A 26,729-nucleotide genomic window follows, 5' to 3' on the forward strand; every position below is an offset into this window, starting at 1 on the left:
CTCTCCACGCTTGAAGAAGCGTGGCTCCGTTGAAGCGAGGTCGACTTCATCGCCTGTCAATTCAGGGGGTCCGGCTTCCGTTACCGCGCTGTTGTCAGGCGAGATGACTGCTCGACAGTGGCACCAAAGCATGATGTCGTGAGACCATGCTGGAGAAACACACACCTTCTCTCTTCCCCATTGTGCTCTTCAATGGTGCCTATATCTCTGCGGCCGTGGCAGGCGCAGTGCTTCAAGGCAACCGTGAGTTCGTCTTCTACATTGTGATCATGCTGGTGCTCATCGCTGTGATGGCTCTGGTGCACAGGTTGGTTAGACTGAGTGTTCCCTTACTTTGGGCCTTGTCTTTATGGGGGCTGCTTCACATGGCGGGCGGGTTAGTGCCCCTGCCCCAGGGGTGGCCTTATGAGGGTAAGCACGCGGTGCTTTACAGTCTTTGGTTCATCCCCAATCTCTTGAAGTATGATCAGATCGTCCATGCCTACGGCTTCGGTGTCACCACCTGGCTGTGCTGGCATGCCTTGAGTGGGTCCATCCGTCAGCGTTTTCAAGTCACCCTGCCACCGACCTTGGGTCCACTGACCCTGTGCACAGCGGCTGGGGTGGGCTTTGGGGCCCTGAATGAGGTGATTGAGTTCATCGCTGTTTTATCGCTTCCCGATACGAATGTTGGGGGGTATGAAAATACGGGATGGGATCTCGTCGCGAATCTCATCGGCTCTGTCGTTGCCGCCCTGTTCATCCGTTGGCGCTACCGACAGGCCTGAAAGAGGTGGCACCAGGGCACAAACAAAAGCCGCAGACAACCCATGGTCGTCTGCGGCTTGAGGATTCCGAGTTGTTGATGGTCAGGTCTGCGGCTTACAGCGGATTACCGGTCTCTTTGAAGACGATGCTGAAATCGATGGAGAAACTATCATTGCCATCGGTGAGATTAGGCCCGACGCCGATGTAGATCGTATCGCCAGGCTCGAGATAGCCGACGTTGCCATTGAAGTTCAGCGTGCTGGCTGGAGGATAAGTGCCGCTGAAGGTATTGGTGAAGGTGGCACCGTTGTCGATGTCTTTGTAGATGACGACTTGGCCGCCGTTGCCTAGAGCGCTGCTCTGGGTCACAAAGCTATTGTTAACGCCATAGTAACCTGCATACTTGACGGTATAACCAACGATGGCAAAACGATCAACCGTAGCCCCCTGGCTGGAGCCTTTCCCAGGATGCCCCCCTGTGGAGGTAAAGGACCCATAAGAGCAGTAGCTGGTGGTGTCGGGGAAGACCAGGCCGTTTGACATGTAGCGATTAGCCGCCGGGCTCCAGTTCAGCGAGATGTAGCCGGATGGATCATTGATGGCGGAGGCCGCATTCCAAGAATAGCTCCAGCCGGGAAGTGGTGATACCGGTTTGAAGTCATCCCGATAATCAGCGACGACCCGCGTCGTCCCACCGGCCACTGTGAACGACACGGAGACCATGCTACCTCCAGCGGGGGTGGCTTTCACCGTATGACTGCCAGCGGTGAGCACGGCACCTTGGAGAGGATTGGTGCCCGTGCCAAAGACGGCATAGGGTGGCACTGGCCGGGAGTTCGTAGCGCCTGTGTCATACTGCATGACGACGGCTCCCTGAGCGCTGTTCAGATTGGCGCGGATGGTCAGGTTATTGGTGCCCAGCTTGGCCGGGTCCACGGTAGCCCCTGCGGTCAATGGCATGAGATCTTTGCCGGTATTGGCATCCACGAGGGTGAAGGTCTGCACCGTGGCAGCGCCGCTGAAGGCTGGTAGCATCCATTCATCGATCAGTTTACCACCGGCACCGAGAGTGGTGGTGGAGGCGGGCTGATTCGTGCTATCGATCAAGCCGGCAGGGATCTTGCCATAGATGCGCTTGGGCGGCTGCATGGGCTGACGACGGTTATCATCGGCGGCATTGAAGGTGTTGTCCCACGTGATGGCATCGAGATCCAGTCCAGGCTCTGCCGCACTGTGATGGCAGGTCACGCAGAACTGATTCTGCACCGAATGCGGGCGAGGCGCATTGTAATACAGAGGCCCCTCAGGGAAATGGATGCTCTGGCGGAGTGTCACGGTGCCGCTGGGGATGTTGCCGCGATGCACGCCATTGTCCTGCTTGTAGTTGTAGAAGTTGGCATACTTCGGATAGGTGGTCTCACCGTTGTTTTTCAGGATGGCCGTGATCTCATCATGAGCCCAGGTGGGATAACGATCCGCGAACTTCGTTTTCCATTCGCCCGTGTAGGCTGAGGGCAGGCCGATCAAGGTGCCTCCGGCATGGTTACACGCGGTTTCATAATCGACCGCGTGAGCGATCATCTTGAAGTCATCCATCCACCCGGTGAAGCCTGTCACTGAAGAGCTCGCAGGCTTGCCCAGAGTCAGCTTACCCACCGTGGGTTGGAACAGTGAGGTGTAGAGATCCTGCCAGCGATGATAGAGGATGCCATTGAGATGGAAGTCCACTTCCGTGCCGCTTTTCCGCACTTGGAAAGCGAAATGTGCCCAGCCCGTGTCTGGCAGCAGATCATCCATGGCACTCGCGGGCGTGGTGGTGCTCACAGGTGGCAGCGTGATCTTCTGTACGATCGTTCCAGAAGTGTTGGCGTAGAAGAGTTGGCGGCGGCCGCTGAGGCGAATGGAGCTGCCATCTGGGAAAGTCACCAGATGACGCTCCACCGCATCATCCGCCGTGCGGCAATCCACAAACATGCCGATATACCAATCCTTAGCGCTCACACTCTGAGGTTGGGTGAGCACATTGAATTCCAGACCGATGCTACCATTCATCCAGAAACCTTTGCCATGCACGCCACCGGTAGCGGCGGGTTCGAGTCGGCCATTGCCGATGACCAAGCCATGCTTGGGCACGATCCAGCGTGTGGACAGAGGAGTCGCCGCATTCTGAAGTTTGACCGGATTGGAAAAGCTATTCGTGGAGGTATTCCAGCCGCTGTGATGCGTGTAATAGTTTTGGTTCGACCCGCTGTTCACGAAGGTGAGCAGGCCTGTCATGTTCGCGATGATGAAGGCATCTGGATCGAGATAATCATCGAAGGAAAGCTCATCCGTCTGCTTGCCATTGGTGATGGGCCAGGCCACATCCCGCAAGCTGATGGGCATGAACTTGGTGCGGTAATTGAAGAGGTTTTCCAGAGAATCAATGATGTTGCCGTTGTCGTTTTCACCGACCGGCATTTGCTTCGTGGCTCTGCCAAAACCCAGGCGAATCTTGCCGTTTTCCGTGCCCAGGGGGCCGGTGCCAGGTTGGAAAAGCGTCACCATGCGGGATTGCGGGCCCATCGTGGTATCCCCTGCTCCGACAGCGTAATCCATGTCATTGTTGAGGTTGTCGAACTGGACCAGCTTGCCATGGGTCCATAGACCGATGACGGACAGGCACTGATGTTTACCGCCGTCTTCCACATCATAGATCGGAGTCTCTTCCGGCACTCCCGTCTGGGGATAGCGGCTGTTATTCCAGCTCCCGCCGGAGAGATAATGCAGGCGATCGAAACCGGCTTCGATGATGAGGTTCTTCGCATGCCGATCCATCCAGGGATAAGACCCACCGATGTCTTCACCGTCGGGGATCAGATTCCCCTCTGTGTCACGGAAAGGCTCCCGGGCAAAACCGAACTTATTGTTAATCCGCGTATCGTAAGGCGCGTGAGTGATCGGGATCAGGTTACTCCATTGAGTCGGATCAGCCGTCGCGCCAGAAGTGTAATAGGAATACACGATGTCGCAGCCTTGACCCGTTTTAGCCACACCCGTGACGGGATCTGTCCATGGCATGGAGGGCGATCCGACACGGACGACGAGGAGCCTGCCGTCCCCCACCACCATCGGCTCAAAGGCCTGAGCCGTGAAGCTAAAGACGGGGCCTGCTAAGGTGGTGCCCGTTTTAGTGATGGAAGTGATGGCCGCACTGGTCGTCTTCGGATTGCTCACCACCACACGGATGGGGGTGACGAAAAACTGAGTGCGTTTATCACCAGTGACTGCATCCGTGGTGTTGCTGGTCACAAAGATCTTGATGTCATACACATCATCACCATTGGCATTCACCGTCGGTGGTGAGTCATCCCACATGCAAGCATGGGACACGCCTTTGACGCCATCGGTGTATTGGAAGCGGCTGGCCGAGGCGCTGGAATAACCATCCATCCATTTGAAACTGGTGCTGCTCATCGTGTGCGAGCCCGCCGGATTCAGCAGGAACGGCTGCGACATTTTTTCCGGCATCATCAGGGCAAAGCGTGGGGTGCCTCCTTCCGTGCCCCCACCCTCCACAATCACACCGACACGCCCGTCTGAAGTGACGCGTAATCCGGGAATATGAGGTCGGGTAAAGCTACTGTTCAGGTAGGTGGTGCCTGAGTAGTTTTTGATCACGCCGGTGACCTCTCGCCAAACGGAAGGCGACTCTGGGATGGCCTGCTGAGAGAAGGCGGCACCTGACGAGAGACAGGCAGCCACGACAAAGGATGAAATCCATTTCATGATGGGCACGGTTAGGGTTGGTGCCTGTCACACTAGAAGAATTCGCCCCTCAGTGGCTTGAACGAATCGCTTGGAGATTCGAACATTTCGCTCGCTTCTTACGCGTGATGACGCTGGCGATACCCCAATGGCGCGATGCCATACTTAGCTTTGAAACAGCGCAGGAGATGGCTCTGATCGGCAAAGCCCGTGCGATGAGCGATCTCCGCCACCGAGTCATCGGTATCTCGCAGCAGTTTCGCCGCACGTTCCACCCGTAGCTCACGTACATACTGAGCGAACCCCCAGCCTGTGGTTTCTTTGAAAAACGCCCGAAAGCGGCTGGTGCTCATGCCCGCAGCTCGCGCGACCGCTGGCTGGGTGAGAGACTCATGTGCATGCAGGGAAACATAGTCCAATGAACGCCGCAGCCGCTCTTCACGCTGAGCCTTATCAGCCGCAGGGACTGCCTGACATGACGAGGTGGTGAAAGCGTGCCGCAGAGCGAAGAGAACAGCCGTGAGATGAAACTTCAGCGCCACCCAGCGCTCCTCCCCGGCCAGCGGGCCGAACCACACCTGAGCTAACTGCAAAAGGGCCTGATGCACGGCTGGAGCCTGAGGATGAGCCGTTTTTAAAAGAGGCAGCACCCCAGGCTCCCTGCGATCCCACGGTGATAGGAACCCCTGCTCCACCACGGCCCCTGCCTGAGCGATGAGGTGGGCTGGAAAAAGGATCACCAACGCACTGTGAGCTGCCTCCATCCGCATCACCCCATGGATCTTCAAAGGGTCCACGATGACGATGTCTCCGGGCTCGAAAAGAAACCGGTCATTGCCGCTCGAAAAGTCCCCACGGCCACTGAGGGCCACGAAGAACTCATAGTAGTCATGCCAGTGCATCCAGTTCTCCCCCACCATGCGGCGGTAGCCCGGATACTGCTGCAAGGTCATGATCAGGGGCAACGGCTCAGGAAAACGTCGTCCCAGATAACGGCGGGAATCGATACGACCGGCGAGATCAAAGACCTCGGCCTTTTGCGCGGTCAGAAAGGCCAGCAATTCACGTGTCGCAGCCGGAAGCAGCTTCATGAACGTCGAGACGAATCGGCTTTACGGAATGCTCTGTCCTTGGGCCGCTTCCCAGAGGCCATACCAATCTTCACGCTCCAGCTTAATGTCTGCGGACTTCGCCGTCGCAAGCAGACGCTCCAGCTTGTTGGTGCCGATGATGGGCAGACAGTGAGACGGATGAGCCATGATCCAGGCATACGCCAGCTGATCCAGCGTGGCACCGCCATACTTGTGAGAGAGTTCCGCAGCCTTGACATGCAGGCGCACGGCCGCGGGATTGGAGGAGTCCATCAAGGCCCCTTTGGCCAGGGGAGACCAAGCCATCGGCTTAACTCCCAGCTTCTGGCATTGATCCGCAGTGCCGTCGTAGATGGGGTCCATGTGCAGGAGGCTGAACTCGATCTGATTGGTCACCAGTGGCTGATCCATCCGCGAGTTTAACAGATCAAACTGATGCACATTGTAGTTGGAGGCCCCCGCATGACGGATTTTACCTTCTTTCAGCAGCTTGTTCAGCCCCTCTGCCGTTTCATCCGCGCTCGTGAGCCAATCGGGACGGTGCACCAGGAGAACATCGAGATAATCAGTGCCGAGTAAGCGCAGAGACTTCTCCGCACTTTTCACGATGCGCGCCGCCGTGGCATTGTAGTGTGCCACTTTACGATCAGGATGAAACTCGCAGGGGACGTAAATGCCGCACTTGGTGACGATCTCAAATTTCTCCCGCAGACCAGGCTCTTTCTTGAAAGTCTGGCCCAAGAATTCCTCGACCTTGTAGAGGCCGTAAATCTCCGCGGTATCCAGCGTGGTGATGCCGAGTTCCAAACAGGTGTGCAGACGCTTCAACAGGCTCTCTGTCGTTGCCGTATCCGTATCATCCAGCACACGCCAGGTGCCATAGACGAGACGGGAGACTTCAGGACCATGGGGACAAAGGGAAACACGCGAAATCATGGGAGAAAAACAGGATTGAAGGAGAAAGCGGCGGACTTGGAAACCTTAAAATGAGCCGAGGCTGGAAAACATAAAACCCACTTCACCGAGGCGAAGTGGGTTAAAAACGGTGGATGAAAATCGAACTTACGCCGACTTGCTCAGAGCGCCCACCTTGAGAGCCAAGCGGCTCTTCAGACGGGAGGAAGTGTTCTTGTGGAGCACTTTGGTCTTAGCAGCCTTGTCAGAGGCGGAAGAGAATTCGCTCAGGCTGGCAGCAGCGGCAGCAGCGTCACCTTTTTCGATGGCGGAAAGCACTTTCTTGCGCAGCGTGCGGATGCGGCTCTTCACGGCCTGGTTAGCCGCTGTGCGCTTAGCGGTCTTACGGATGTCTTTTTCTGAAGAGCGAATGTTTGCCATATGAAAGTCGGTCTGCTGGAGAGGGCGGAGTTTATAGAGCAGTCTCGCGAGGCTGTCAAACTGGAATATGCAGCGAAAATGTGGTTCGCTTATTATGACAAAAGTTGTGACAGCCATCTCTTTGGTGGGTAGATGCCCCTTGAACCCACATTCGCCAACCTCCTCATGACTCGCCGCCTTCTCTTGACTCTCTCCAGCGTCTTCGCCCTCAGCAGTTTCCCCGCCAGTGTCAGCGCTGCACCGTCCGAGGTCTATGAGCTGCGCATCTACACCACCAATGAAGGCAAACTCGATGCCCTGTTGGCCCGCTTCCGGGATCATACCTGCCGCCTCTTCGAAAAACACGGCATGACCAACATTGGCTATTGGGTGCCGCTGGCCGAGGAAGATGGTGCCAGCAATACGCTGATTTACATCCTAAAACACGCCAGCGAAGAAGCGGCCAAAACCTCCTTCGCAGCTTTCGGTAAAGATCCCGAGTGGCAAGCCGCACGCAAAGCCAGTGAGGAAGGTGGTAAAATTCTCGCCAAGCCCCCGCAATCCATCTTCATGCAGACTACGGACTATTCTCCTCCGATCCAGACGGGCTCCGCAGATTCGAGCCGGGTATTCGAATTACGGACTTATACAACACCTCCTGGCAAGCTAGATGCTTTGCATGAGCGCTTCAGAAATCATACGATGAAGCTCTTCAGCAAACATGGCATGACTCATATCGGTTACTGGACACCCACTCCATCCTCTCCTGACGCAGACCACAAACTGATTTACATTCTCTCTCACGCCAGCCATGAGGCAGGTTTGGCATCCTTTACAGCTTTTCGCCAAGATCCTGAATGGATCACCGCGAAGGCAGCCAGTGAAAAAGACGGCTCCCTCACACTGCCTCAACCTGAGGGGGTCAAAAGCATCTATCTCAGGCCCACCGACTTCTCGCCTACGCGTTGATAAAGCTTTCCGCTATCAATCGGATTTGAACGAAGAAATGGCTTGCGGATTTTGTCTGACAAAACTACGTGAATGATACTAATCCATGGATTCCGACTTGAATCATCGCATTTTTCGTATGGGCCTCATAACCATAGCGGCTCTGAGTTTAACCCAGTGTAATAAACGAGAGCAACTCAAACAAGAAGTGGCCCTAAAACAGGCCCAGATTGAGGAATTGAAGCTCCAGCAGAAGCAAGTGCAGACTGCGATCGAAAATACGGGGAACCTCGGCCGTTACAACACAACTCAACCGAAACATCTGGAAGATCTCAAAGGTGAAGTGGCCTCCGCCACAGCCGAGGTGCAAAATTACAAACGTCAAAAGGAAGAACTGACCAAAGAAGTCGATGCCATTCGCACGGACATTGAGCAGCATCGCGTCAAATATCGTTAATTTACTGAGTCATTATGGACGCTAAAGCTTTTGCATTCATTCTTGTCCTCCTCTTCGTCGGAGCTTTTGGAGGGATCATCTATGAAACCACTGCGATTGATGAAATAAATCGCGAACTTCAGACCACAAACCTTAGTCTGAGCAATCTCGAGAACCACATCAAAGGCCAGACCGAATACCTCGAACTGAGAAAAGAGGCTTTCGCTCTCACCAGCGCTCTCGAGATCATCCGCAAGGAGGCCGATGCGCTGCATGGCGAAGTGGAGGAGTTACGCCAACGGAAAACAAGGACAGAAAAGTCTTTGCTGGAAACCGTGCTGAAGACACGTGAAGATTCTGCGGGTCTGCAACTCGGTGACATTACCCTGGCCAACGGTACCATCTTAAAGAACTCTCGGGTCAACAAAGTGGATGGAACCATCACAAGCATCCTTCACTCCGAAGGTATCGTCAAACTGGAACCCTCCTTACTGCCTAAGGAGTTAAAGGATCGCTTCAGATTTGAAATTTCCGATGACTCCAGTCAGCTCCCTGTCAGCAAAAAACCTGAGGTGGAAGTGCCTTCCAACGGGGGAACCTCCCCTAAACAAGCACGGCTAAACTCGGCCAAATTAAGCCTGGAAAAGCTCCAAATGGAATTGACTCACCTCGAAAGGGACCGCGCTCAAGCCCAAACCGACTCGGCGAGCACCTCTCCCACCCGGCGTTATTATGCCAAAAAGAGAGAAGATGCATACAATCAACAAGCCAATTCTCTGCGGAAGCGTATCGACGAAGCCACCTTGGAAGTCAGAAAGGCTGAGCAAGCCACCGGATCTCGTTAATCACACCAAGACGGATCGGTATCAGCGCCCAGTCAAAAGCTCTGACACATCCAACGCCCGCCTAACCCTTGGGCATTTTGAGCTGCCACTCGACTCGCGAACTCCGCGCATTCAGTGGCAGTTTTCTTTTCCAGCCAGCCATGCAGGAAAGCCCCGTGATAAACGTCTCCACAACCCGTGGTGTCCACCACCGGGTCGGCGAGGTAAGCGGGCTGATGATAACGAAAGCCATCCGGTAAGGCCACATGGCTGCCGGCCAACCCCTCCGTGATCACCACAAGTTGGGCCGGTGGCTCCAAAAGCATCGCCATCATCTGTGCTAAATCATCCGATCCGCAAAATTGCCGGGCAAAGTCCCGTGACACAATCCGCAAGTGGCTCATCTCCACCAGATCTCGGATGGACTCTCGATAGCGACCGGCTCCTCCATCCAAGGAAATGACAAGGCCGTGTTCATTCGCCACCCCAATGGCCTCACGAGCTGCCGCCTCATGGCGCCCATTGATGTGAAGGAGGCGCGCCTGGGCCAGCAGAGCACGCTGAGCCGCATCCAACTTCAGTTCCCCGGCATCCGAAGGTAGGTAAGTGATCTGCCGGGCTCCATCCCATTGACGAACCTGGATCACCGCCACCGCAGAGCGGCTGTCTTCGGCCCAACGAATTCCCTGGGTAGAGACACCGTGGTGATGCAGATCAGCTATGATCTGCTGGCCCGTCTCATCGCCCCCTACCACGTCCAGCAACGCGGTCGAATGACCGAGCTTGGATAAAACACAGAGAGCTGTCGCCACGGGGCCGCCACCCATTTGCGCACGAGCGATGGCCGCCGTCACCCCCTCATCCGACCGAAAAAAAGGGACGATCCAAAGATCGTCCCAAGTCGCTGCTCCGATACCCACCACCTCCACAGGCTCAGTCGAGGCAGGAACCTCGGTAAGCTTGGCAGGAAGCAGGCCGGACACTTCGATTCAAAGAGGAATCAAAGCCCTGCTCCACCGCTTTTGGCGATGAAGTTCAGAGCCAAAACTGCAATGGAGAGCAGGAAAACAACCCAGGCGAGAACCATAAGAGAGAGAGTAAAAGATTATCGAAGAAACTTCTGAAAACGTCTGCCCATTACTGGGGCAGAGGAGGCAACGTGAAGTTGTTGGACCAGCTATTGTCAGAGTTTTTCATCTCCCACTTCGCTGGCACTGCCGGAGGCACCATGATCGGCGAATTGGCACTGGAGGTGATCGCGTCACTGCCGAACATTTGGATGACCAGCAAAGCGACTGAGAAGAGCAAGCAGATCACGGAGAGCGGCACCAAGCCTTCTTCAGGATCTTTTTCCTCGTAAAACTGCTGTGAATCCGCTGCTGCGGTTCTTTTCACAGGAGCGCTTGGAGGAGCAGAAATGCTTGGGCGGGCCATCGGCTGCGTCTGCTGCAGCTTGACGGTGGCTTTCGGCAGAGCGCCTGTGCTCGCCCCTGCGGCAGGAGCCGCACCGGGAGCACGGGGTGCGCTCACAGGAGGACGGGGAGCTCCTGGGGCACCTGGAGGTCCTTTGGCGATTGGCACAGTCGCCGCGCCAGCTTCAACACGTGGGGCGCCAGGAGCGATCGGTGCCCCAGCCACAGGAGCGCCGCCGGGGGCGACAGGAGGCCGTGGAGCACCGGGAGCAGCCGGGGCCACCGGTGGGCGTGGAGCGCCGGGTGCGACCGGAGGCCGTGGGGCTCCAGGAGGCACAGGTGCACCGGGGGCCACAGGGGGGCGCGGTGCGGCCATGGGAACCGTGGCTGCGGGCGGAGCGCCCAGCGGACGAGCAGGAGGCGGCATCGGCATGCCACCTGCAGGGGGTGCGCTCGGCATCGGAGCTGCGGCCAGAGGAATCGTGGAAGTGGTCTTCCGCACATCCATCGGAGCTGGAGGCAGCTTCACCGGCACGGTGGCGGACTTAGGCGCAGGAGGTGGCAGCGGAGCGGAGGGCAGCTGAATCGGAGCCGTGGCGCGCTTCGGAGAGATGCTCGGTGGTGGCATGGGCACCGGCACCACGGGAGCCGTCGCTTCACGTGGCTGAGTAGCCCCGGCACCTGGGCGCGAACGCAGGGTGATGCGCACCGTTTCCTTTTTCAAAGGGACCGCAGCCGTTTTCGGGGTGCTCGGCGGTGGCGGGATTGGCGTATTTTCAGATTCGCTCATGATGACAGGGAAAAACGACGAAATATTATAGAATTATGTATTTAGCGGGACCGCACGTTTTGCGTCAATGCCATTTCGACAAAGACACGGCAAAAGGCGTGAAAAAGTGAATCAAATGAACTTTTTCATCCGCTGAGCCACGTCTGCCTCCAGCCTCCGCACATATCCCAGCGTGTATTCTTGGACATCGAGCTGATCGTTCTCCACCAAGGGTGTCAGATCCATGGCAAAGGTAAGCAGACTGGTGTTATCCGTGGTGTGGGAGTCAAAATACGTCGCATTCGCGTGGCGCAGCCCCTCCTCGGCGAGGTCATAGCGCTTGCCCCCGCTGATCTGGCTATCAAAAACACCTAACAGCGGACGCAGCAGGTGCGGATACTTATCCACCCACAGCATGGTCTTATCTTCATGCAGCAGCCAGTCCAGCTTACGCCACACCTCGCAGCCATACACCTTCTTGGGCCTCATTTCGAGAGGGAGCGCACGAATAGCCTCCAGGCAACGCAGAAAGGTGGCCACATGGGTATCGTGACGGTCACAGGGATTGTGCACATACAGGACCTGCGGTTGGGAATGCTCCAGGATGAATTTCAGATCTTCCACCACAGGCCCCTGGCGCTGGGTTTTGACATCTTCACTCGGATAGCCGAGCTGGGCCATGAAGCTGTATTCGCCCACGAAGGCCGCCTTCTGCTGCTCCATCTTCCGCACCGCCTGCATTTCCTCATCCGTATAGTCGGCATAGGGTCCCTTACGTGGACTGCCCGCGCCATCCGTCACCACCACACCACCAAACCACTTGTCCCCGCTGTGAAAGCACTCGGTGATGCCGTGATAGGCGGCGATTTCCAAATCATCCTGGTGGGAAACAATCCCCAGGTGGGTCACACGGCGGAGGGAGGTCCAGGGGTCGGTGTGATCGGGGATGAAAATATCGTGTTTAGGGTGGCGGAAGGTCACAGGGGCATGTTTAAGCGCAGACTGTCCTGCGATGCAATCACAGTCCTGAGAACAAATCTGCAACCAATCCCGCTCCGTGGGGTTGATCGCGGTCATGACCGCCGTTAGCGTCGTGAGCCTTTTTCCCACCCTTGTCATGCCGGAACCGGAATGGCCAGCCTCCTCTCCCCTGCCCGCCTCACGTGGCCAGGGCTCTGCCGACGACGCCTTTTCTGACGATGAAGAAAACGTCCGGCTGATGCTGCGTGTCCGTGAAGGGGACGTGCACGCCTTTGAGCAACTGGTGGAAATGCATCAAAGCATGGTCATCGGCACGGCCTGCCGCATGCTCGGCAGCCTGGATGATGCCCACGACATCGCCCAGCAGGTTTTCCTCCGGGTCTGGAAAAGCGCGCATCGCTACGAGCCCACCGCCAAGTTTACCACCTGGCTTTTCACCATTCTGCGCAATCTCGTCTTCAATGAAAGCCGCCGCCGCTCCCGGCGCCGCGAGATTCCTCTCGAACAAGAAAACGACGACCAACCCACGGCTCAGTTTAAAGATCACACCGCGCCTGCAGCGGATGAAATCAGCCAACAGGAAGAGCTGGAAAAAGCTCTGGACCACGCCATCGCCGCACTCCCCGAAAAACAACGCCTCGCCGTCGTCCTCCGCCGTCACGAAGAGATGCCGTATGAGCAAATCTGCGAGATCCTCCAGATGTCTCTCCCCGCCGTGAAGAGCCTGCTCTTCCGAGCCCGAGCGGAACTGCGAAAACATCTCGCCGCTTATCTGGGTGAGGAGCCGTAATGTAGAGTTTGCCCTCGCTTGGTCGGGCTGGGCTGAAGAATCACTCCGAACGAAGCCAGTTCACAGGTAGGGTAGGACTCTCGCTCCGCCTCTGTTGCATGGCGGCATCCAGACAATATAGCACGAGAAACCCCTCCACCAACCCGAGCCCAAGCCAGGCCAGCAAATATCGCCAGGGCAAGACTAAGCCCAGGCCAAGCAACACCGCGAGGGTCATCCCGACCATCAGGACAGCCCTTCTCTTCAAGGAAAACTTGGCCAGCCATCGTCGCGAAAAACCTGGAATGTCAAAAGCCGGATGCGGCATCAGGAAATATCTCGCCACCACAGCCCACGGCGCCAAACACACCCAGGAAAGCAGCCAGCATGGCAACAGCAGCAGCCAACCCAATACCACCCAAAACATTGACGCCCAGAGATCTGGCCGCAGACGAGCGACGCCCCAAAACGCAGCGACTTTCTGCCAAGCTCTCCAAGGAAAGAGCAGCGCTTGATAGACGAGGAATCGATTCTCACTGGCTCTTCTCCAGTCAGCCTTTAGGCGAGGGCTGAGAGGATCGCCCGCCAGCGCCCTCGACAGCCACACAAGAGCGGCTGCAGGCTGTTCAAGCTGTAGCAAAAGGCGTCCCACTCGCCACAGCAGGTAAGCGTTTTCAGGGCCTTCTTTCAAAGCTTCCTCCAAAGCGCGAATTCTTTCCTCCAATGATTGCCCGTTGAACCCCGCGCCCTCCAAGGCCGCCTCCTGACTCAACCAAGCGCCAATGCTCCCTCCTTCCAATTCGAACACGCGCTGAGCATGCTGGTGAGCTGAAGCTAATTGACCCAACACACTTTTCACGTGGGTCATGAGACGATGCAAATTCACCTTCTCCGGGTCAATCGCTAGAGCCTGGACCAGATGATCCTCGGCCGCACGGAAGCGTCGCTGCTGCATGGCGACCTGTGCTGCCAATTCATGGTGAAAAGAATGCCCAGCATCGCCGCGCAGAACATAATCCACATGAAGGCTAGCTTCATCAGGCCGACGCATTCGTAGCAACGCAAGCGCAGCTCCTCGATGCGCGGTGTCATCATCCGGTCGCCCACCCAATCGCTCTTTCGTTATTTTCAGCAGCCTCTCCCATTGCGCTGCACACGCGAGATGATCCACCATTTGATGAAACGCATCCTGTTCAGCCTCGAAGTCAGCACTCATGGATTTTGCCCTTCTGAGTAAGTGGCATGACCGAGAAAAGTCAGCTTCTCAAGTCGAACTTCTCATGGTTATTTTGAGAAGTTGGCGACCCCTACGAGAATCGAACTCGTGTCGCATCCGTGAAAGGGATGTGTCCTAACCGCTAGACGAAGGGGTCATGCTCTGTTTGAGCGGGCCGTTATAGTGCGCGGGAACCAGAACCGTGCAACTAGATTTTTGCTCTTTTTTGCATTTTTTCGCGAGTTGCTTCATTCACATACGGAAGCAAGCCATCACGCCATTCAAACATCCTTCTTGTTATACTCTGATGCCGTTTACTTTGATGTAAAAAAATCGCTCAACCATAGATCAAGGCCCCCTTCCCTCTCTCATTCAAAGCTCTGCCTATCAAATCCAAAGCCCGGCTCAACGCCGGGCTTTGATCCTTCATTCAGAAGCTATCGTGATCCATTAAGCTGGAACCTTCTCCTGCGCCCAATCGAGGGCGTAATCGGCCACTTCCTGCCAGCCTTTTTCACCGATGATGAAGTGACTGCGGCCGGGGAATTCCTTGTATTCAGTCACGGCCTTGGCGCGGCGGTATTTGCGGTGGTTCTTGCGATTCAACGAGGCGGGCATGATCACATCCTTTTCACCGCCGATAAAGAGCAAGGGACCCCGGGAACCATTGCGGAAGTTGATCTCGGCTTTCGAGCCTGGAGTCACGTTCGATAAAGCGGCCTGGAAGATGGCCCGCTCAGGGGCGGCGATGGCGTAGCGCTCATAGGCAGCGCGGGCTTCACTTTCACTCAAGGTATTGGCAAAGACCCGCCACCAGCGCTTAAAGGGGAAGAGATAGGTGCCGCCGACCTTGAAAGGATTCAGCAAAGCGGGCGTCAGAGCCTCAATGGTGGAAGGGGGCAGCAGGACGATGCCCTTGGGCGGCACGGAATCGATGGCGACCCCAGCAGCCCCCAGACCGCGATCCATCAGCAACTGGGTGATCAAGCCCCCGAAGGAGTGGCCGATGAGGATGGGTTTCTCCGGCAGGGCCTCGATGATCTTCGTGTAATGCGCCAGCACCTGCTCGATGCCGATGTTGTTAAAGGAGGAGGGATCCTTGCGCATCTCCTCCACCTCCCCCTGGATGCCGGGCCAGGCGGGAGCCAGGACGCGATAGCCGAGGGATTCATAGTGGCTCTGAAACTTTTCCCAAGAGCGTGGGGTCACCCACAAACCGTGGATCAGGAGGATGGTTTTCGATGAAGTTTTCATGAGGAATGGAGAATCGTTGAGGTTGAAAAATCATGCGTGAGGCAAGGAGGGATTAAGCTTGGATGAAGGCCAGAAGGTCGGCATTGAGCTGGTCTTTGTGAGTATCCGTGATGCCGTGTGGAGCACCGGGGTAAACGATGAGCTGGGAATCCTTCACCAGCTTGGAGGAAGCCAGGCCCGCAGCGGGGAATGGCACGATCTGGTCGTCATCGCCATGGATGATGAGGGTGGGCACATCAAACTTCTTCAGGTCCTCCGTGAAGTCGGTTTCTGAGAAGGCCTTGATGGAGTCGAAGGTGTTCTTGTGACCGCCCATCATGCCCTGCATCCAGAAGGCATCGATGATCCCTTGGGAAGGCTTCGCTCCCGGGCGATTGTAGCCAAAGAAGGGACCGCTGGCGATGTCACTGTAGAGCTGGGAGCGATCCGCCAAGGAAGCCGCACGCAGACCGTCGAAGACCTCGATGGGCAGGCCCCCGGGGTTCGCCTCCGTCTTCACCATCAGAGGTGGCACAGCGGAAACCAGCACGGCCTTAGCCACGCGGCTGGAGCCATGGCGACCGATGTAGCGGGTGATCTCACCCCCACCGGTGGAGAAACCGATCAGCACCACGTTTTTCAGGTCGAGCTGCTCCATGAGTTCCGCCAGGTCATCGGCGTAACCATCCATGTCATTATGCTCCCAGGACTGGCTGGAGCGGCCATGGCCCCGGCGATCATGACCGATGACGCGGTAGCCGTGATTGGCCAGGAAGAGCATCTGGGCTTCCCAGCTATCCGAGCTGAGCGGCCAGCCGTGGCTGAAGACGACGGGTTGACCGGATTTAGAACCCCAGTCTTTGAAGTAGATCTGAGTACCGTCTTGGGTGGTGATGGTGTTCGTGTTCATGATGTTTGGCTTTCGTTGAGTGTGTTTGTTTTTCGGAGATTTCAGTGGGCCGTGTGGCTCGCTGCTTGGAGATATCTTATCGCTAAAGCCTCTGGCGTGAACGACAAGCATCCGACGATTCGCGCCATTTTCATTTTTCTGCCTTTTCGCCTTCCTGCCCCAGGATTTGATTGTTGGTTCGGCGTGGATCATGCAGCAGTAAACCTGCCACCATGATACCTTCCGCCTCCAATCGCCGCATCGTCATCCTCATGTATCCACGGGTCCGAGAGCTGGATGTGGCGGGCGTGACGGATGTCTTTTCCACCGCCAATACCCTGCTCCCGGCGGAGCGGCGCTACCAGATCACCTACGCAGCCACCGAGGCGGCGGAGCAGATCGAGGGCATGTATGGCCTGGGGCTGCGCAATGGTCCCCACTACTCGACCCTACGGGGCCGCATCGATACCGTCATCGTGCCCGGTGGCATGGGCAGTGAACTGAGTGAGCCTCCGGCCAAGCTGCTGACCTGGCTGCGTAAGCAAGCCACCACCGCACGCCGCATGGGCTCCGTCTGCACCGGAGCCTGGCTGCTGGCGCAAGCGGGCCTGCTGGATGGACGCCGCGCCACCACGCACTGGGCCTATGCACGGGAACTGGCCAGCAGCTTCCCGAAAGTGATCGTCGATCCCAATCCCATCTGGGTGAAAGACGGCTGCTTTTACAGCTCCGCCGGAGCTACCTCAGGCATCGATCTCAGCCTCGCCCTGGTGGAGGAAGATCACGGGCGCAAGATCGCCCTGGAGGTGGCCCGCATGCTGGTCGTCTTCCTCTGCCGTCCGGGGAATCAAGCGCAGTTCAGCGTGTCCCTGCGCGAGCAAACCACGGAGGACCGGCCCCTGCGGGATCTGCAAGTCTGGATGCAGGAAAACCTAACCAAAGATTTGTCCGTGCCCGCACTCGCCACCAAGGCCGCCATGAGCGAGCGAAATTTCCAACGCGTCTTCACTCGCGAGATCGGCATGCCGCCCTCCCAATACGTCGAAGAGATGCGCATCGAAGCCGTGCGCCGCAAGCTGGAGCGCAGCACTCAAGGCATGGAGGAGATCGCCCAAGCCTGCGGCTTCAGCAGTGCCGATGTCATGGGCCGCAGCTTCATGCGCCAGCTCCACATCACCCCCACCGAGTATCGCTCCCGCTTCCGCTCGTCAGGGATTTAGGAGATGGGGTTCCTTGTTCCTTGTTCCTTGTTCTTGGTCATTCGGGGCGGTTCAGACAGGATTTACAGGATGACAAGATTCACATGATTTTTTGAAGGCTGAAAGCGCACGAATCGCTGCCGTAACTCCCCTTCCTGGGAATCCTGCAAATCTTGTTAATCCTGTCAAAAAGACTCCCTGCCCCCATCTTAACCAAGAACAAAGCACAAGGAACCAAGAACCCCTCAACCCTCAACTCCCCACCACCTCACTCAGAAACTTCCAGAGCACCTGCGTGGGCACGTCGGTTTCACCGCCGAGGTCGGTGCTGATGGTGCCGTGGGTTTTCCCCTCGGCCGCGTGCACCTGGGCGCTGATGCCCGCTTCCTTCAGCTTGCCTTCCAGCCAATGCGCCTGCGCCTTCGTATCATCACGAGAGGCCACATGCAGGATCAGAAAGGCGGGGATGTGCTTATCCTTGGCGATGTGATAGACGGGTGAAAACTCCCGCTGAGAGGCCTCCTCCGCGCCGAAGATGGCGATGAAGTTTTTCGTGATCCCCTCGCTCCCGCCATCCTTCATGCGCTTCGGCACATCATAGGCGGAGACATCCAGCGGCACACAGCCCTTCAGGGAGGTGAAGGAGACTCCCGCCGCTTTCAGATACCGATCATCTGTGCAGATGAGCGCGGCTAGGTGCGCCCCTGCCGAGTGCCCCATCACCACCAGGGAGTCCGGGTTTCCACCATACTCCGCCGCATGCTCATGCACCCAGCCGATCCCCTTCGCCAGGTCCTCCATCATGTCCTTCAGCGTCACCTCGGGCAGGAAGCGGTAGTTCAGCGAGACGAGCACATAGCCCTTATCCACAAAGGCCTGCGGCTTCTTCTGCATCCCGGCTTTATCCCCCTTCTTCCAGCCGCCGCCATGGATCCAGATCACCACGGGATGGTTTTTCCCCTCCGCAGGTGCATACACATCCAGCGCCTGCAGCTTATCCTTCGCCTCGGTGTAAAACAGATCCTTGTGCACCACCGGCTCCGCCGCCTGCAGGACCGAGGCACCGAGGGTGAGCAACGAGAAAGAAACCCAAGCAAAAAGACAATGGCGTGAACGCATGCAGACCAAACGCCACCCCAGCGAGGTTTTGTCAGTGAGTTTCATTGATCCGCCAAGCGCTCCGGCTCCACGTACATTCACGATCGCACATGGGCATGGGTGTTCCCGTAGGACTTCAAGACGATGGGAAGATCTGTCACGGTCGATAGCCGCTCCCGGAATTTCGCCTCAGAGTTCACCTCGTCGTCAGCATACACAGGCATCGCCTCTTTCAGCCGATGTGTGAGCCAGCGCTGATGATCAAGATCACCCATCGGACCGACCGGCAATCGCTGGATAAGATCCCCACCACACCGGTAGGCCTGACACCAGCGCAGGGGCACCTGGGCCCCCAACGCATCCATGTGGCTGACGAAGAGCCCTGACAAATCCCCCACCGTCTCAAGAGCATAACGCAGCAGGACGGCATCAGGGTGGCCCCGCCGAAAGTCCCCTTGCCAGCCAGCACTGGCATTGTGGGGCTCGGGCAAAACGACATCCAACGCCCCGTCATGCGTGGGGAAAGGCCCAGCTCCATGCCGAGTCAAATAGGTGCGTAGCACCCCATAGTGCTCTATGGGCACGCACAAGCTCAAACGGGCCAAACTTTTCTCCAAAGCCTTCGTGGTGATCGAACTCCACGTCGTATGCGGATGAAATCCCCGCCACTCATCCAGGAGCAGCCCTTGGGCACCTTCAAACACCACACAACCCGGCTCTTGAAGCCGTGCCGCGAGAGTCTCCTCTCCACAAGGCGGGCACTGCCTCGTTAAAGCCAACGCGGCATTCAGCCAACGCTGAGCCAGCCCCGCATCTTGGAGGTAGGACAGTTCCTTTTGCAGTTCTTCAGGACCCTTCATAGGAAGGCGAGGCTGGAACTCCATCAACAGCTTTTCCCGGAGAGCCTCCAGCTTGGTCAAGACCACTCTTCGCCGCCCTCCTCCCGCCTCGGCCAACTCTTCATACCGCAACGCCAGCTCCGGGTGATCTAAGGAAACACGCATCGTTTCTCCAACCCCTACGCCACAGCTGCCATGGGCCGCCCCTCCCCGCAATCCTTCTCGCAGCCGACCCGCAGCTTGGTGAAAAGGCGTCGTCACTAGACATTGAGCATCGATGGTTAGGCGTGGGAGGGCATCTCCCACTCCGACGGCCTGCAAAGCTTCAGCCTCCACCAAAAGCGCCGTGGGATGCACGATCATGGGCGCTAACAACATCGTCCTCGTCCCGGGCACGAATGAACCCGAGCCAAACTGTGAAAAAGTATGATGCCGAGCAACCGCCCCATGCCCGGCCCCGGGCGCGATGACATTGTGCCCTGCCTGAGCGCCCCCACTGAAACGCACCACGGTATGGGCCTGCCAGCGACGCGTCAGCGCATCGACGAACAGCCCCTTGCCACAGTCTCCAAAACCGAGCCCGAGCACCGATGCATAACGAGTCACACTCACGAAGGATTTTGGAGTCAAACCCACAGAAACCAGATCAGCCAAACAATCGCTTCCACCATGAACTTTGGCTCACTGAATTAACTAGGCCCGGGCTTACCGGCGGGAGTTTCAGCAGGGCGGCGTAATTCTGGACGGCACGGATGGTGGAACCGACATGCGATGGATCAAGACCATGAGCAGAAAGGGCCTTAGCCAGTTCATTCAGATCAAGGACACGCTTTTCAGTCAAGGCCACAACGGCTGCCGCCACCGTGCAGGTATCTTTAGCCGACTCCATGCAGATCACATGGTCACCCAAAAGCTCGCGCCAGCGCGCGCTCACCTTTTGGGCACGCCGTTCATCGGGAATGAGGAAAAAGAGATGGTAACTCTCCGCCGCCGCCGCGATGACTTCTTCAATGGGGATATCTTCATCCAGCTTATCCCCGATCAACGCCTCAATCTGGTGGCGTGACACTGCCGGGTAAGGCCATTCATCCCCGGTCACAAAGAAGTAGCCCTTCTTTTTCCGCTTCACCCAATTATCCATATCGGTGTGCTGGGCGGCCACATAAAAGGCCAATTCATAGCTCTCATGCCCGCTGCCGCCGCCTCCGCCTTCCAGGTAGCTCCAGGTCAGCCACTGATCCATCAGCTCCGCAGTGCTTTCAAACTGCCCCACTTGCAAGGAGGCCTGATCTGAGGTGGCATCCCCCACCGCCATGAACATGATTTGCGGATCTGCCACTCCCGTATCGGTGATCAGTTTCATCAGCTTCGGCAGTTCTTCCTTGGCCAGCAGATGGGGAATGTCCCCCATGGAGCCCGTTACATCCAGGGCAAATACGATCCCCAAGGCATCTGGGTGGTCGGCACTGTCGCGGCATTCACGCACTTTCAGCCCTTTCGGATTCATCAGCACGTGGCACTGGGTTTGTTTAAAAACCTCCGTCCTGGACTGGTTCGAGCGACCTGCGGCTAAAGCCGCGTGGGCAGCAAAAGAGTAGTTTCCAAATCCCATAATCGTTAGTTAGGTTCTTGTTGAGAGTTAATCGTCAAAGTTCGAGAGGTATGAATGTCGGGGGGCCAAATACCTCCCGCGCTACGCGACGCAGCTCATGATCTAGGCCCATTGCCCCTTGGATTTGGCAAAAAGCCAAGTCTTCACTGGCCTGGAGCAAGAGATCTGCAAGGGGTGCAGGCACCAAGCGTCTCACCCCTGCCTCAGGATCGCCAGCCCCACTCATCAGCACGGCAATCACCCGGGCACTGCGTCGCAGATCATGAGCCTGGAAGGCCGCATCCCTGGTCCGCGTGGCTGAAGCCCATCCAATCAGTCTCGCTCCATGATCTTGAGGCGAGACCAGTGCATGCTCAGGCCGCACATCGCCATGAGACCAGCCCTGCGCATGAATGAAATGCAGAAGATCCAAGAGACGTCTCCAGATCCACACGCCATGCCGAGGATCCAGCCCTTGAGGAAACCGCGCGTTCAGCTCAGCCAAGCTTCCCCAGAAACCATTCGGATGCCGCAAAATCAAGGCCTGCCGAGCCCCCTGCCCTTCCACATTGCCCTGCGCCACCACCACCGGCAGACGCCGTGCCGCATACACCCCAGCTTGCTCCGTCGCCTGCTCATGCAGCGCCCGCAGCACCGTCGCCTCCCGGGCATAGTGCACCGCAGCTTCTGGAGAGGACGATAACTTGATGGTGACCAGCAGTGGCATCGGCCCCAGCCGCTGACCGAGATAAACCTCGGAAATCTCCCCGGCCCCCAACTTCTGACTCAGGCGATAACTCTGCCCTCGGCAAACCAACTCAGAGCCCGAAACCATGCCTTCGCGAGCCCGAATCAGTGCCTGGCGAAACGTCTCGCGTGAGACGATACTCTCCGTTTTCGTGATGAGAGCACCGCACGATGCACATTTGACCGAGCGCCATAAAGCCACTCGCGGCAGTGGAGCCGAGCACTGTGGGCAAGCCAAGGCTGTCCAGGCCATCTACAGTCTTCCTCCCCTGCCAAGTTGCATGGTTTGCATGCCTAAGCATCTCGACCCCTCGTGTGACTTCAAGCACAATGTTCTGCCGCTAGAGAAAACATCCTCGCGCACTTCCAATCGGATGCGGGACTGTTTTCTCTGGCGTTTTAGGTCACATTCATTTTCAAGCCCCTATTTTCCCGCTTTGCCAAAACGTCCACCCCGTCGCTTGACGCGTCCCGCTGGCTTGCAAGGGTGCGCTCCCCATGCGCTTTCGTTCTTTCCAAGGTCTCGTCCCTGCCCCTGAACACGCTGCCGATGTCGCAGCCGTGCCTTATGATGTCGTCAATCGTGAGGAATCCTACGCCCTCGCCCATGACAAGCCGCTGAACCTCCTGCACGTGGACCGTGCGGAGATCGACCTGCCGCTGGAGGTGGATCCCTACTCCCCCGAGGTGTATGTGAAAGCACGGGAAAACTTCGAAGGTCTCCAGGCCAAGGGTGCCCTGGTGCGTGAGGTGGCACCGAGCCTCTACCTCTACCGCCAGACCATCGGCGAGCACAGCCAGACCGGCCTCGTGGGCGTGTGCCACACGGAGGATTACGAGAACGACGTGATCAAGAAGCACGAGAAGACCCGCCAGGATAAGGAAGACGACCGCACCCGCCTCGTGGATACGCTGAGTGCCAATACCGGCCCCATTTTCCTGACCTATCGCGGAGTGCCTGCCATTGATCTCATCGTCAATGACTTCCGCCTGAACAATGAGCCTGTGCATGACTTCACCGCACCGGATGGCGTGCGGCACCAGGTCTGGCGTCTGCCTGCCGGGCCGAGTGCGGACATCGAGCAGCTTTTCTCCCACCAGGTCCCTGCGGCCTACGTGGCGGATGGTCACCACCGTGCCGCCAGCGCCTTCCGCGTGAGCAAGCAGCGCAAGGCCTCCAATCCGGAGCACAATGGCACCGAGGAATACAACTGGTTCCTCTGCGTGCTCTTCCCTGGCAATGAGCTGAACATCCTGCCCTACAACCGCGCCGTGAAGGATCTGAACGGTCGCGATGAAGCCAGCTTCCTGGCTGAGGTGGGTAAGATCTTCAAAGTCACCCCCACGGAGGAGAAAACCCCGACCGCCCCTGGTAAAGCCAGCATGTATCTGGGTGGCAAGTGGTATGGCCTGGAGTGGAAGGCCGAGGAAGACGCCAGCCCGATCGATCAACTGGACGTGAGCATCCTGCAGGATCGTTTGCTGAAACCTTTGTTAGGCATCGATGATCCCCGCACCAGCAAGCGCATCGATTTCATCGGCGGCATCCGCGGCACGGCGGAGCTGGAGAAGCTGGTGGATGGCGGCGACCACGCCGTGGCCTTCAGCATGTATCCGGTGACTGTGGACCAACTCATGGCGATCTCGGACGCCACACAGATCATGCCGCCCAAGAGCACCTGGTTTGAGCCCAAACTGCGCTCCGGCCTGTTCATCCACACGTTTTAATGTGAATCCATCCGCGGCTTAACACCACGAATGCCAACCGGTCAGGGAGCGATTCCTGACCGGTTTTTTGTGGGGTAGAGAGGTGAAATCACGGTGGGCATCAACATGACACGCCAAGTGTCGCACTTGAAATAGGCTCGAAGAAGTCTATCTTCCGTTCGCATGACAGCCTTTACCGCACTCGATCGCTTGTTCGATCCTGATCGTCAGTGCTTTACGGAAGATGGGGCTCGGATTTTGGCTGATTTGCGCTCGGACGAAGAAACTCAAGCTCGTATGGAGGAACTGGCCTCAAAGAGTAACGAAGGCACTCTCAATGCAGAGGAAGCTCGTGAGTATGAATCCTGGGTAAGAGCAGGGACGCTGATCTCGATCCTCCAAGCCAAAGCGCGTCTTTATCTCAAGAAAACAGCAGCTGCATAAGGGATGCGGTGACGCGCCAGCTAGTTCGTGAGCGAGCGCAATTCCGCTGCGAATACTGTCATCTTCACCAGGACCACGAACCCAGTCGGCCCTTCCATATCGAGCACATCATTGCTCGGCAGCATCGCGGCGATGATCACCTGGAAAACCTAGCTCTAGCCTTTCACCTCTGCAATTGGCACAAAGGTCCCAATCTGACGAGCCTTGACCCTGACACGAATGCGCTGACTCGGCTCTTCCACCCCAGGCAGGATAAGTGGCCAGATCACTTTCGGTTAGAAGGTGTCCGCATTGTGGGTTTGACAGATATCGGTAAAACGACCCTTTGGTTGCTCGAGATGAATGGTGAGGAACGACTCGAACTCCGTTCCATTCTTCTGGATGCTGGAGAAATTGATCCTACCTCCTACGCTTAAAATAGGTCCAGTGATGCGACACTCACTTCAATCTGGCTATCGCATCGCTTCCAACCCCGCAGCAAGACCTCGCAGCGCAGGCTGGATCACGGCTTTGGAATAGCCCTTTTGTTGCATCGTTTGTTCAGCCTGGGTGAGGATGGCCGCACGTTGGGCTGCGATCCGGGGCAGGCTCAGTTGCTCGAGGATGCGGGTGCCGATGGCATCCAGTTGCGGTCGCACGTCGCGGGTGAGATCCGGCACGGGGCGTGTCTTCCACTCCGCAGGCTGAGGTCGTGCCAGCCACTCCTCCTGAAAGGCCCGGGCGGCCTCGATCTGACCTTGGAAAAAGGCACGCACGTGTGTCGGGGATAGCTTGGCCTCCGTCGCCTTTTGCTCCATGGCCTTCAGCAAGGCTTCCTCGCGTGCGGGATCGGCCACGGGGGCGGATTTGGCCCGCTTCACTTCAGCCACTTCATCCATCCACGACAGACGTTCCAGGATGAGGGTGACCAGAGGATCCTGAGTCTGGGGCGAGGCCGTCTCCGCATGCAGAGCGGCACGTGTGAGACTGGAAAGGATAAAACACAGTCCCAAGAGGGTGGTGAAAAGGCGGCGGGGCATCATGAAAAAGTCGGAGGGAGCGAGGAAGCGACAGAAAGTGATGTGGCCACTCCTGGCCGCAAGGGCAGAACGAACGATCACACGAGGGTGCGAGCCATGAGGGTCGCTTAGACTTCGAATGGCGGGCAAAAGTGCCCGCATCACTTTTCTACGGCTGAGGCCTTAAATCAAAGCAGGCCAGCTTCTCGCGCTGCCTAACAATGAGTTTACCGTTGCTCAAGGCCGGGGAGGAGCAGCCCATGCCTTCCACCTTGGCGCGACCGAGCTGATGGTAACCATCGGCGGAGGCTTTGACCATGCGCAGGTGGCTGCCGTTGTTCTCATACACGATGAGTTTGCCATCGGCGATGATGGGGGAGGTGATGGTGCTGTTCACCTCGTTCTCCAGCCAGTTCACCTTGCCCGTGGCCAGCTCCACACACTGATGTTTGTTGCCACAGGTGAGATAGACGTGGTCTTCATGGATGATGGGGCTGCCGCTGTAGCGCATGGTCACCCAGTAGTGGGACCACGCGGCCTTGGGCTCGGCTCCCTTCACATACTGATAGGCCCGCAGGCCCACGTCCTTAGCCCCGCTGTAGATGACCAGCCAATCGCCCTGCGTGACGGGGGTGGACTGACCGCCACCGGGCACGCTCCACAGCACCTTGCCATCGGCAGGAGAGAGGCCATAGACCGCATTGCTCCCCACGATCAGCAGCACGGGTTCACCCGAGGCGGGATTCCAGAGCATGGGGCTGCCGGTATTTCCCTTCGCCTCTTTTTGCTCCCAGAGAAGGCTGCCATCCTTGGTCGAGAAGGCCTGGGCACGCCCGGCCGCCATATACACCGTATCATCCACCACCAGGGGGGAGGCGGCAGGGCCACCCACAGGCAGCTCGGCCTGCCACAGCATCTTGCCATCCTTTTGGTTCAGGCAATACAGATGGGTGCTGCCTGCGGCATAGACTTTCTCATCCACCACGGCGGCGGTGCTGCTAGAGCTGCGACCGGTGGGCTTGCCCTGCGCTTCAAATTTCCACAGCTCCTTACCCGTATTCAGGTCCAGACACACGACCACGTCCTTGGCGACCTTAATGGTGTTGGGCACGGCGGCCATCAGCTTGTCCTTCACAGGCTGGGAGAACTGCTCGTCTTCCATCCATTGCTTAAAGGCTTCGACATTGGCAAAGGGCTTGCCCTCACGCTTGGCCACCTTGCTCAGTTCCTCCAGAGGCAGGGCGGTTTTCCCGGCTTTGAAGCGAGACTCCACCCACTTGCCGAGGCTGATGTCTTCCTTCGGGGTGAGGTTTTCTTTACGCCAGGCCGCCATCCACTCGTCCAGCTTACTGCCACGCATGGCGGGCATGTTGAGGCGGGATTCCTCCAGCTTTTTCATGAGCTCGGGAGAGGCACCGCGATAGTTGAGCTGCTGCATCACCTCGGTATCGATCTCGCGCTGATCCGAGACGACCTTGTCATGCCAGACGACAGAGATGAAGACCTGTTCGCCAGCGACGACGGGGCTGCCGTGACCGCCATAGTGATCGCTGGGGATGAACTCACTCTCCCACACTTTTTTCAGCCCCTCCTCTGGGAAGCTTTCGCGAATGGGCGTGGTGTCGGTGGACAGCCCATCCCGAGCAGGCCCGCGCCACTGGGGCCAATCCGCGAGCGCAGTGGAGAGGGTGAGGAGGGAGACGGAGAGTGAAAGAGGCAGTCTCATGAGG

25 protein-coding genes and 1 tRNA gene are annotated in these 26,729 nt (G+C 57.5%); 9 read left to right on the top strand and 17 right to left on the bottom strand.

The features are described 5' to 3' along the window. Window positions 1–146 precede the first annotated feature (146 nt). Window positions 147–767, top strand: a complete 621-nt coding sequence (locus B5D61_RS22655; protein WP_078815731.1) for a DUF2238 domain-containing protein — start codon at window positions 147–149, stop codon at window positions 765–767. A 94-nt stretch (window positions 768–861) separates the two neighbouring features. Here the strand turns inward: B5D61_RS22655 and B5D61_RS22660 are convergent, their stop codons facing one another. The 4 genes from B5D61_RS22660 to rpsT all read right to left on the bottom strand — a co-directional run bounded on the left by B5D61_RS22660 (window position 862) and on the right by rpsT (window position 6,920). Beyond that, window positions 862–4,515, bottom strand: coding sequence for a hypothetical protein (locus tag B5D61_RS22660; RefSeq protein ID WP_078815732.1), 3,654 nt, complete (start codon window positions 4,513–4,515; stop codon window positions 862–864). A gap of 98 nt (window positions 4,516–4,613) precedes the next feature. Continuing rightward, complete coding sequence (locus tag B5D61_RS22665; protein WP_078815733.1) at window positions 4,614–5,585, bottom strand: AraC family transcriptional regulator; 972 nt, start codon at window positions 5,583–5,585, stop codon at window positions 4,614–4,616. A gap of 21 nt (window positions 5,586–5,606) precedes the next feature. Continuing rightward, window positions 5,607–6,521 (bottom strand): aldo/keto reductase, encoded by a 915-nt coding sequence (locus tag B5D61_RS22670; protein WP_078815734.1) that lies wholly within the window; start codon window positions 6,519–6,521, stop codon window positions 5,607–5,609. Window positions 6,522–6,647: 126 nt separating this feature from the next. After that, complete coding sequence (rpsT, locus tag B5D61_RS22675) at window positions 6,648–6,920, bottom strand: 30S ribosomal protein S20 (RefSeq protein ID WP_078815735.1); 273 nt, start codon at window positions 6,918–6,920, stop codon at window positions 6,648–6,650. A gap of 165 nt (window positions 6,921–7,085) precedes the next feature. Here rpsT and B5D61_RS22680 point away from each other — a divergent pair, with 165 nt between their 5' ends. From B5D61_RS22680 to B5D61_RS22690, 3 genes are all read left to right on the top strand, one after another. After that, window positions 7,086–7,868, top strand: coding sequence for an NIPSNAP family protein (locus B5D61_RS22680; RefSeq protein ID WP_078815788.1), 783 nt, complete (start codon window positions 7,086–7,088; stop codon window positions 7,866–7,868). Window positions 7,869–7,953: 85 nt separating this feature from the next. Continuing rightward, window positions 7,954–8,304, top strand: a complete 351-nt coding sequence (locus B5D61_RS22685) for a hypothetical protein (protein WP_078815736.1) — start codon at window positions 7,954–7,956, stop codon at window positions 8,302–8,304. 14 nt (window positions 8,305–8,318) lie between these two features. Continuing rightward, window positions 8,319–9,128, top strand: coding sequence for a hypothetical protein (locus B5D61_RS22690; RefSeq protein ID WP_078815737.1), 810 nt, complete (start codon window positions 8,319–8,321; stop codon window positions 9,126–9,128). A 32-nt stretch (window positions 9,129–9,160) separates the two neighbouring features. Here the strand turns inward: B5D61_RS22690 and B5D61_RS22695 are convergent, their stop codons facing one another. The 3 genes from B5D61_RS22695 to B5D61_RS22705 form a co-directional block, all read right to left on the bottom strand. Continuing rightward, a complete protein-coding gene (locus B5D61_RS22695) occupies window positions 9,161–10,090 on the bottom strand; it encodes a carbohydrate kinase family protein (protein WP_078815738.1) in 930 nt (309 codons plus the stop codon). A gap of 154 nt (window positions 10,091–10,244) precedes the next feature. Further along, entirely contained in the window at window positions 10,245–11,309 is a 1,065-nt protein-coding gene (locus tag B5D61_RS26485) for a hypothetical protein (protein ID WP_078815739.1), read from the bottom strand. A 111-nt stretch (window positions 11,310–11,420) separates the two neighbouring features. After that, on the bottom strand, window positions 11,421–12,365 hold the full coding sequence (locus tag B5D61_RS22705) for a PIG-L deacetylase family protein (protein WP_078815740.1): 945 nt from the start codon (window positions 12,363–12,365) through the stop codon (window positions 11,421–11,423). A gap of 40 nt (window positions 12,366–12,405) precedes the next feature. Between B5D61_RS22705 and B5D61_RS22710 the strand changes: the two genes are divergently transcribed. Continuing rightward, window positions 12,406–13,059 (top strand): RNA polymerase sigma factor, encoded by a 654-nt coding sequence (locus B5D61_RS22710; protein WP_078815789.1) that lies wholly within the window; start codon window positions 12,406–12,408, stop codon window positions 13,057–13,059. A 40-nt stretch (window positions 13,060–13,099) separates the two neighbouring features. On the opposite strand, the gene B5D61_RS22715 is transcribed toward B5D61_RS22710, so the two are convergent. From B5D61_RS22715 to B5D61_RS22730, 4 genes are all read right to left on the bottom strand, one after another. Next, on the bottom strand, window positions 13,100–14,254 hold the full coding sequence (locus B5D61_RS22715) for a tetratricopeptide repeat protein (protein WP_078815741.1): 1,155 nt from the start codon (window positions 14,252–14,254) through the stop codon (window positions 13,100–13,102). Between the two features lie 82 nt (window positions 14,255–14,336). Beyond that, window positions 14,337–14,411, bottom strand: a tRNA-Glu gene (locus B5D61_RS22720). A 293-nt stretch (window positions 14,412–14,704) separates the two neighbouring features. Beyond that, the gene (locus tag B5D61_RS22725; RefSeq protein WP_078815742.1) at window positions 14,705–15,508 is read right to left on the bottom strand and encodes an alpha/beta hydrolase; all 804 of its coding nucleotides are present in this window, start codon (window positions 15,506–15,508) and stop codon (window positions 14,705–14,707) included. Window positions 15,509–15,560: 52 nt separating this feature from the next. Further along, a complete protein-coding gene (locus B5D61_RS22730) occupies window positions 15,561–16,397 on the bottom strand; it encodes an alpha/beta fold hydrolase (RefSeq protein WP_139373442.1) in 837 nt (278 codons plus the stop codon). 212 nt (window positions 16,398–16,609) lie between these two features. Here B5D61_RS22730 and B5D61_RS22735 point away from each other — a divergent pair, with 212 nt between their 5' ends. Then, window positions 16,610–17,596, top strand: coding sequence for a GlxA family transcriptional regulator (locus B5D61_RS22735; RefSeq protein ID WP_078815744.1), 987 nt, complete (start codon window positions 16,610–16,612; stop codon window positions 17,594–17,596). 231 nt (window positions 17,597–17,827) lie between these two features. On the opposite strand, the gene B5D61_RS22740 is transcribed toward B5D61_RS22735, so the two are convergent. From B5D61_RS22740 to B5D61_RS22755, 4 genes are all read right to left on the bottom strand, one after another. Continuing rightward, complete coding sequence (locus tag B5D61_RS22740; RefSeq protein ID WP_078815790.1) at window positions 17,828–18,694, bottom strand: alpha/beta hydrolase; 867 nt, start codon at window positions 18,692–18,694, stop codon at window positions 17,828–17,830. Between the two features lie 77 nt (window positions 18,695–18,771). Then, entirely contained in the window at window positions 18,772–20,124 is a 1,353-nt protein-coding gene (locus tag B5D61_RS22745; RefSeq protein ID WP_139373449.1) for an adenylosuccinate synthetase, read from the bottom strand. Window positions 20,125–20,158: 34 nt separating this feature from the next. Continuing rightward, on the bottom strand, window positions 20,159–21,124 hold the full coding sequence (locus B5D61_RS22750; protein ID WP_078815745.1) for a hypothetical protein: 966 nt from the start codon (window positions 21,122–21,124) through the stop codon (window positions 20,159–20,161). A gap of 34 nt (window positions 21,125–21,158) precedes the next feature. Continuing rightward, window positions 21,159–21,938 carry a lipopolysaccharide kinase InaA family protein gene (locus B5D61_RS22755; RefSeq protein WP_176159624.1) on the bottom strand — a complete coding sequence of 260 codons (780 nt, stop codon included), beginning with the start codon at window positions 21,936–21,938 and terminating at the stop codon, window positions 21,159–21,161. A gap of 410 nt (window positions 21,939–22,348) precedes the next feature. Here B5D61_RS22755 and B5D61_RS22760 point away from each other — a divergent pair, with 410 nt between their 5' ends. From B5D61_RS22760 to B5D61_RS22770, 3 genes are all read left to right on the top strand, one after another. Further along, on the top strand, window positions 22,349–23,578 hold the full coding sequence (locus tag B5D61_RS22760; RefSeq protein ID WP_078815747.1) for a DUF1015 domain-containing protein: 1,230 nt from the start codon (window positions 22,349–22,351) through the stop codon (window positions 23,576–23,578). Between the two features lie 162 nt (window positions 23,579–23,740). Then, the gene (locus B5D61_RS22765; RefSeq protein ID WP_078815748.1) at window positions 23,741–24,001 is read left to right on the top strand and encodes a hypothetical protein; all 261 of its coding nucleotides are present in this window, start codon (window positions 23,741–23,743) and stop codon (window positions 23,999–24,001) included. Between the two features lie 8 nt (window positions 24,002–24,009). Next, window positions 24,010–24,417, top strand: a complete 408-nt coding sequence (locus B5D61_RS22770) for an HNH endonuclease (RefSeq protein WP_217699050.1) — start codon at window positions 24,010–24,012, stop codon at window positions 24,415–24,417. A 36-nt stretch (window positions 24,418–24,453) separates the two neighbouring features. On the opposite strand, the gene aroQ is transcribed toward B5D61_RS22770, so the two are convergent. Together aroQ and B5D61_RS22780 are read right to left on the bottom strand one after the other, a co-directional pair. Beyond that, window positions 24,454–25,023: a gamma subclass chorismate mutase AroQ gene (gene aroQ, locus B5D61_RS22775; protein WP_176159625.1), complete on the bottom strand. Its 570-nt coding sequence runs from the start codon at window positions 25,021–25,023 to the stop codon at window positions 24,454–24,456. Between the two features lie 145 nt (window positions 25,024–25,168). Further along, window positions 25,169–26,725, bottom strand: a complete 1,557-nt coding sequence (locus B5D61_RS22780) for a PQQ-binding-like beta-propeller repeat protein (RefSeq protein WP_078815751.1) — start codon at window positions 26,723–26,725, stop codon at window positions 25,169–25,171. Window positions 26,726–26,729: the final 4 nt, after the last annotated feature.

The organism is Prosthecobacter debontii, assembly GCF_900167535.1.
GTDB classification, from domain to species: domain Bacteria; phylum Verrucomicrobiota; class Verrucomicrobiia; order Verrucomicrobiales; family Verrucomicrobiaceae; genus Prosthecobacter; species Prosthecobacter debontii.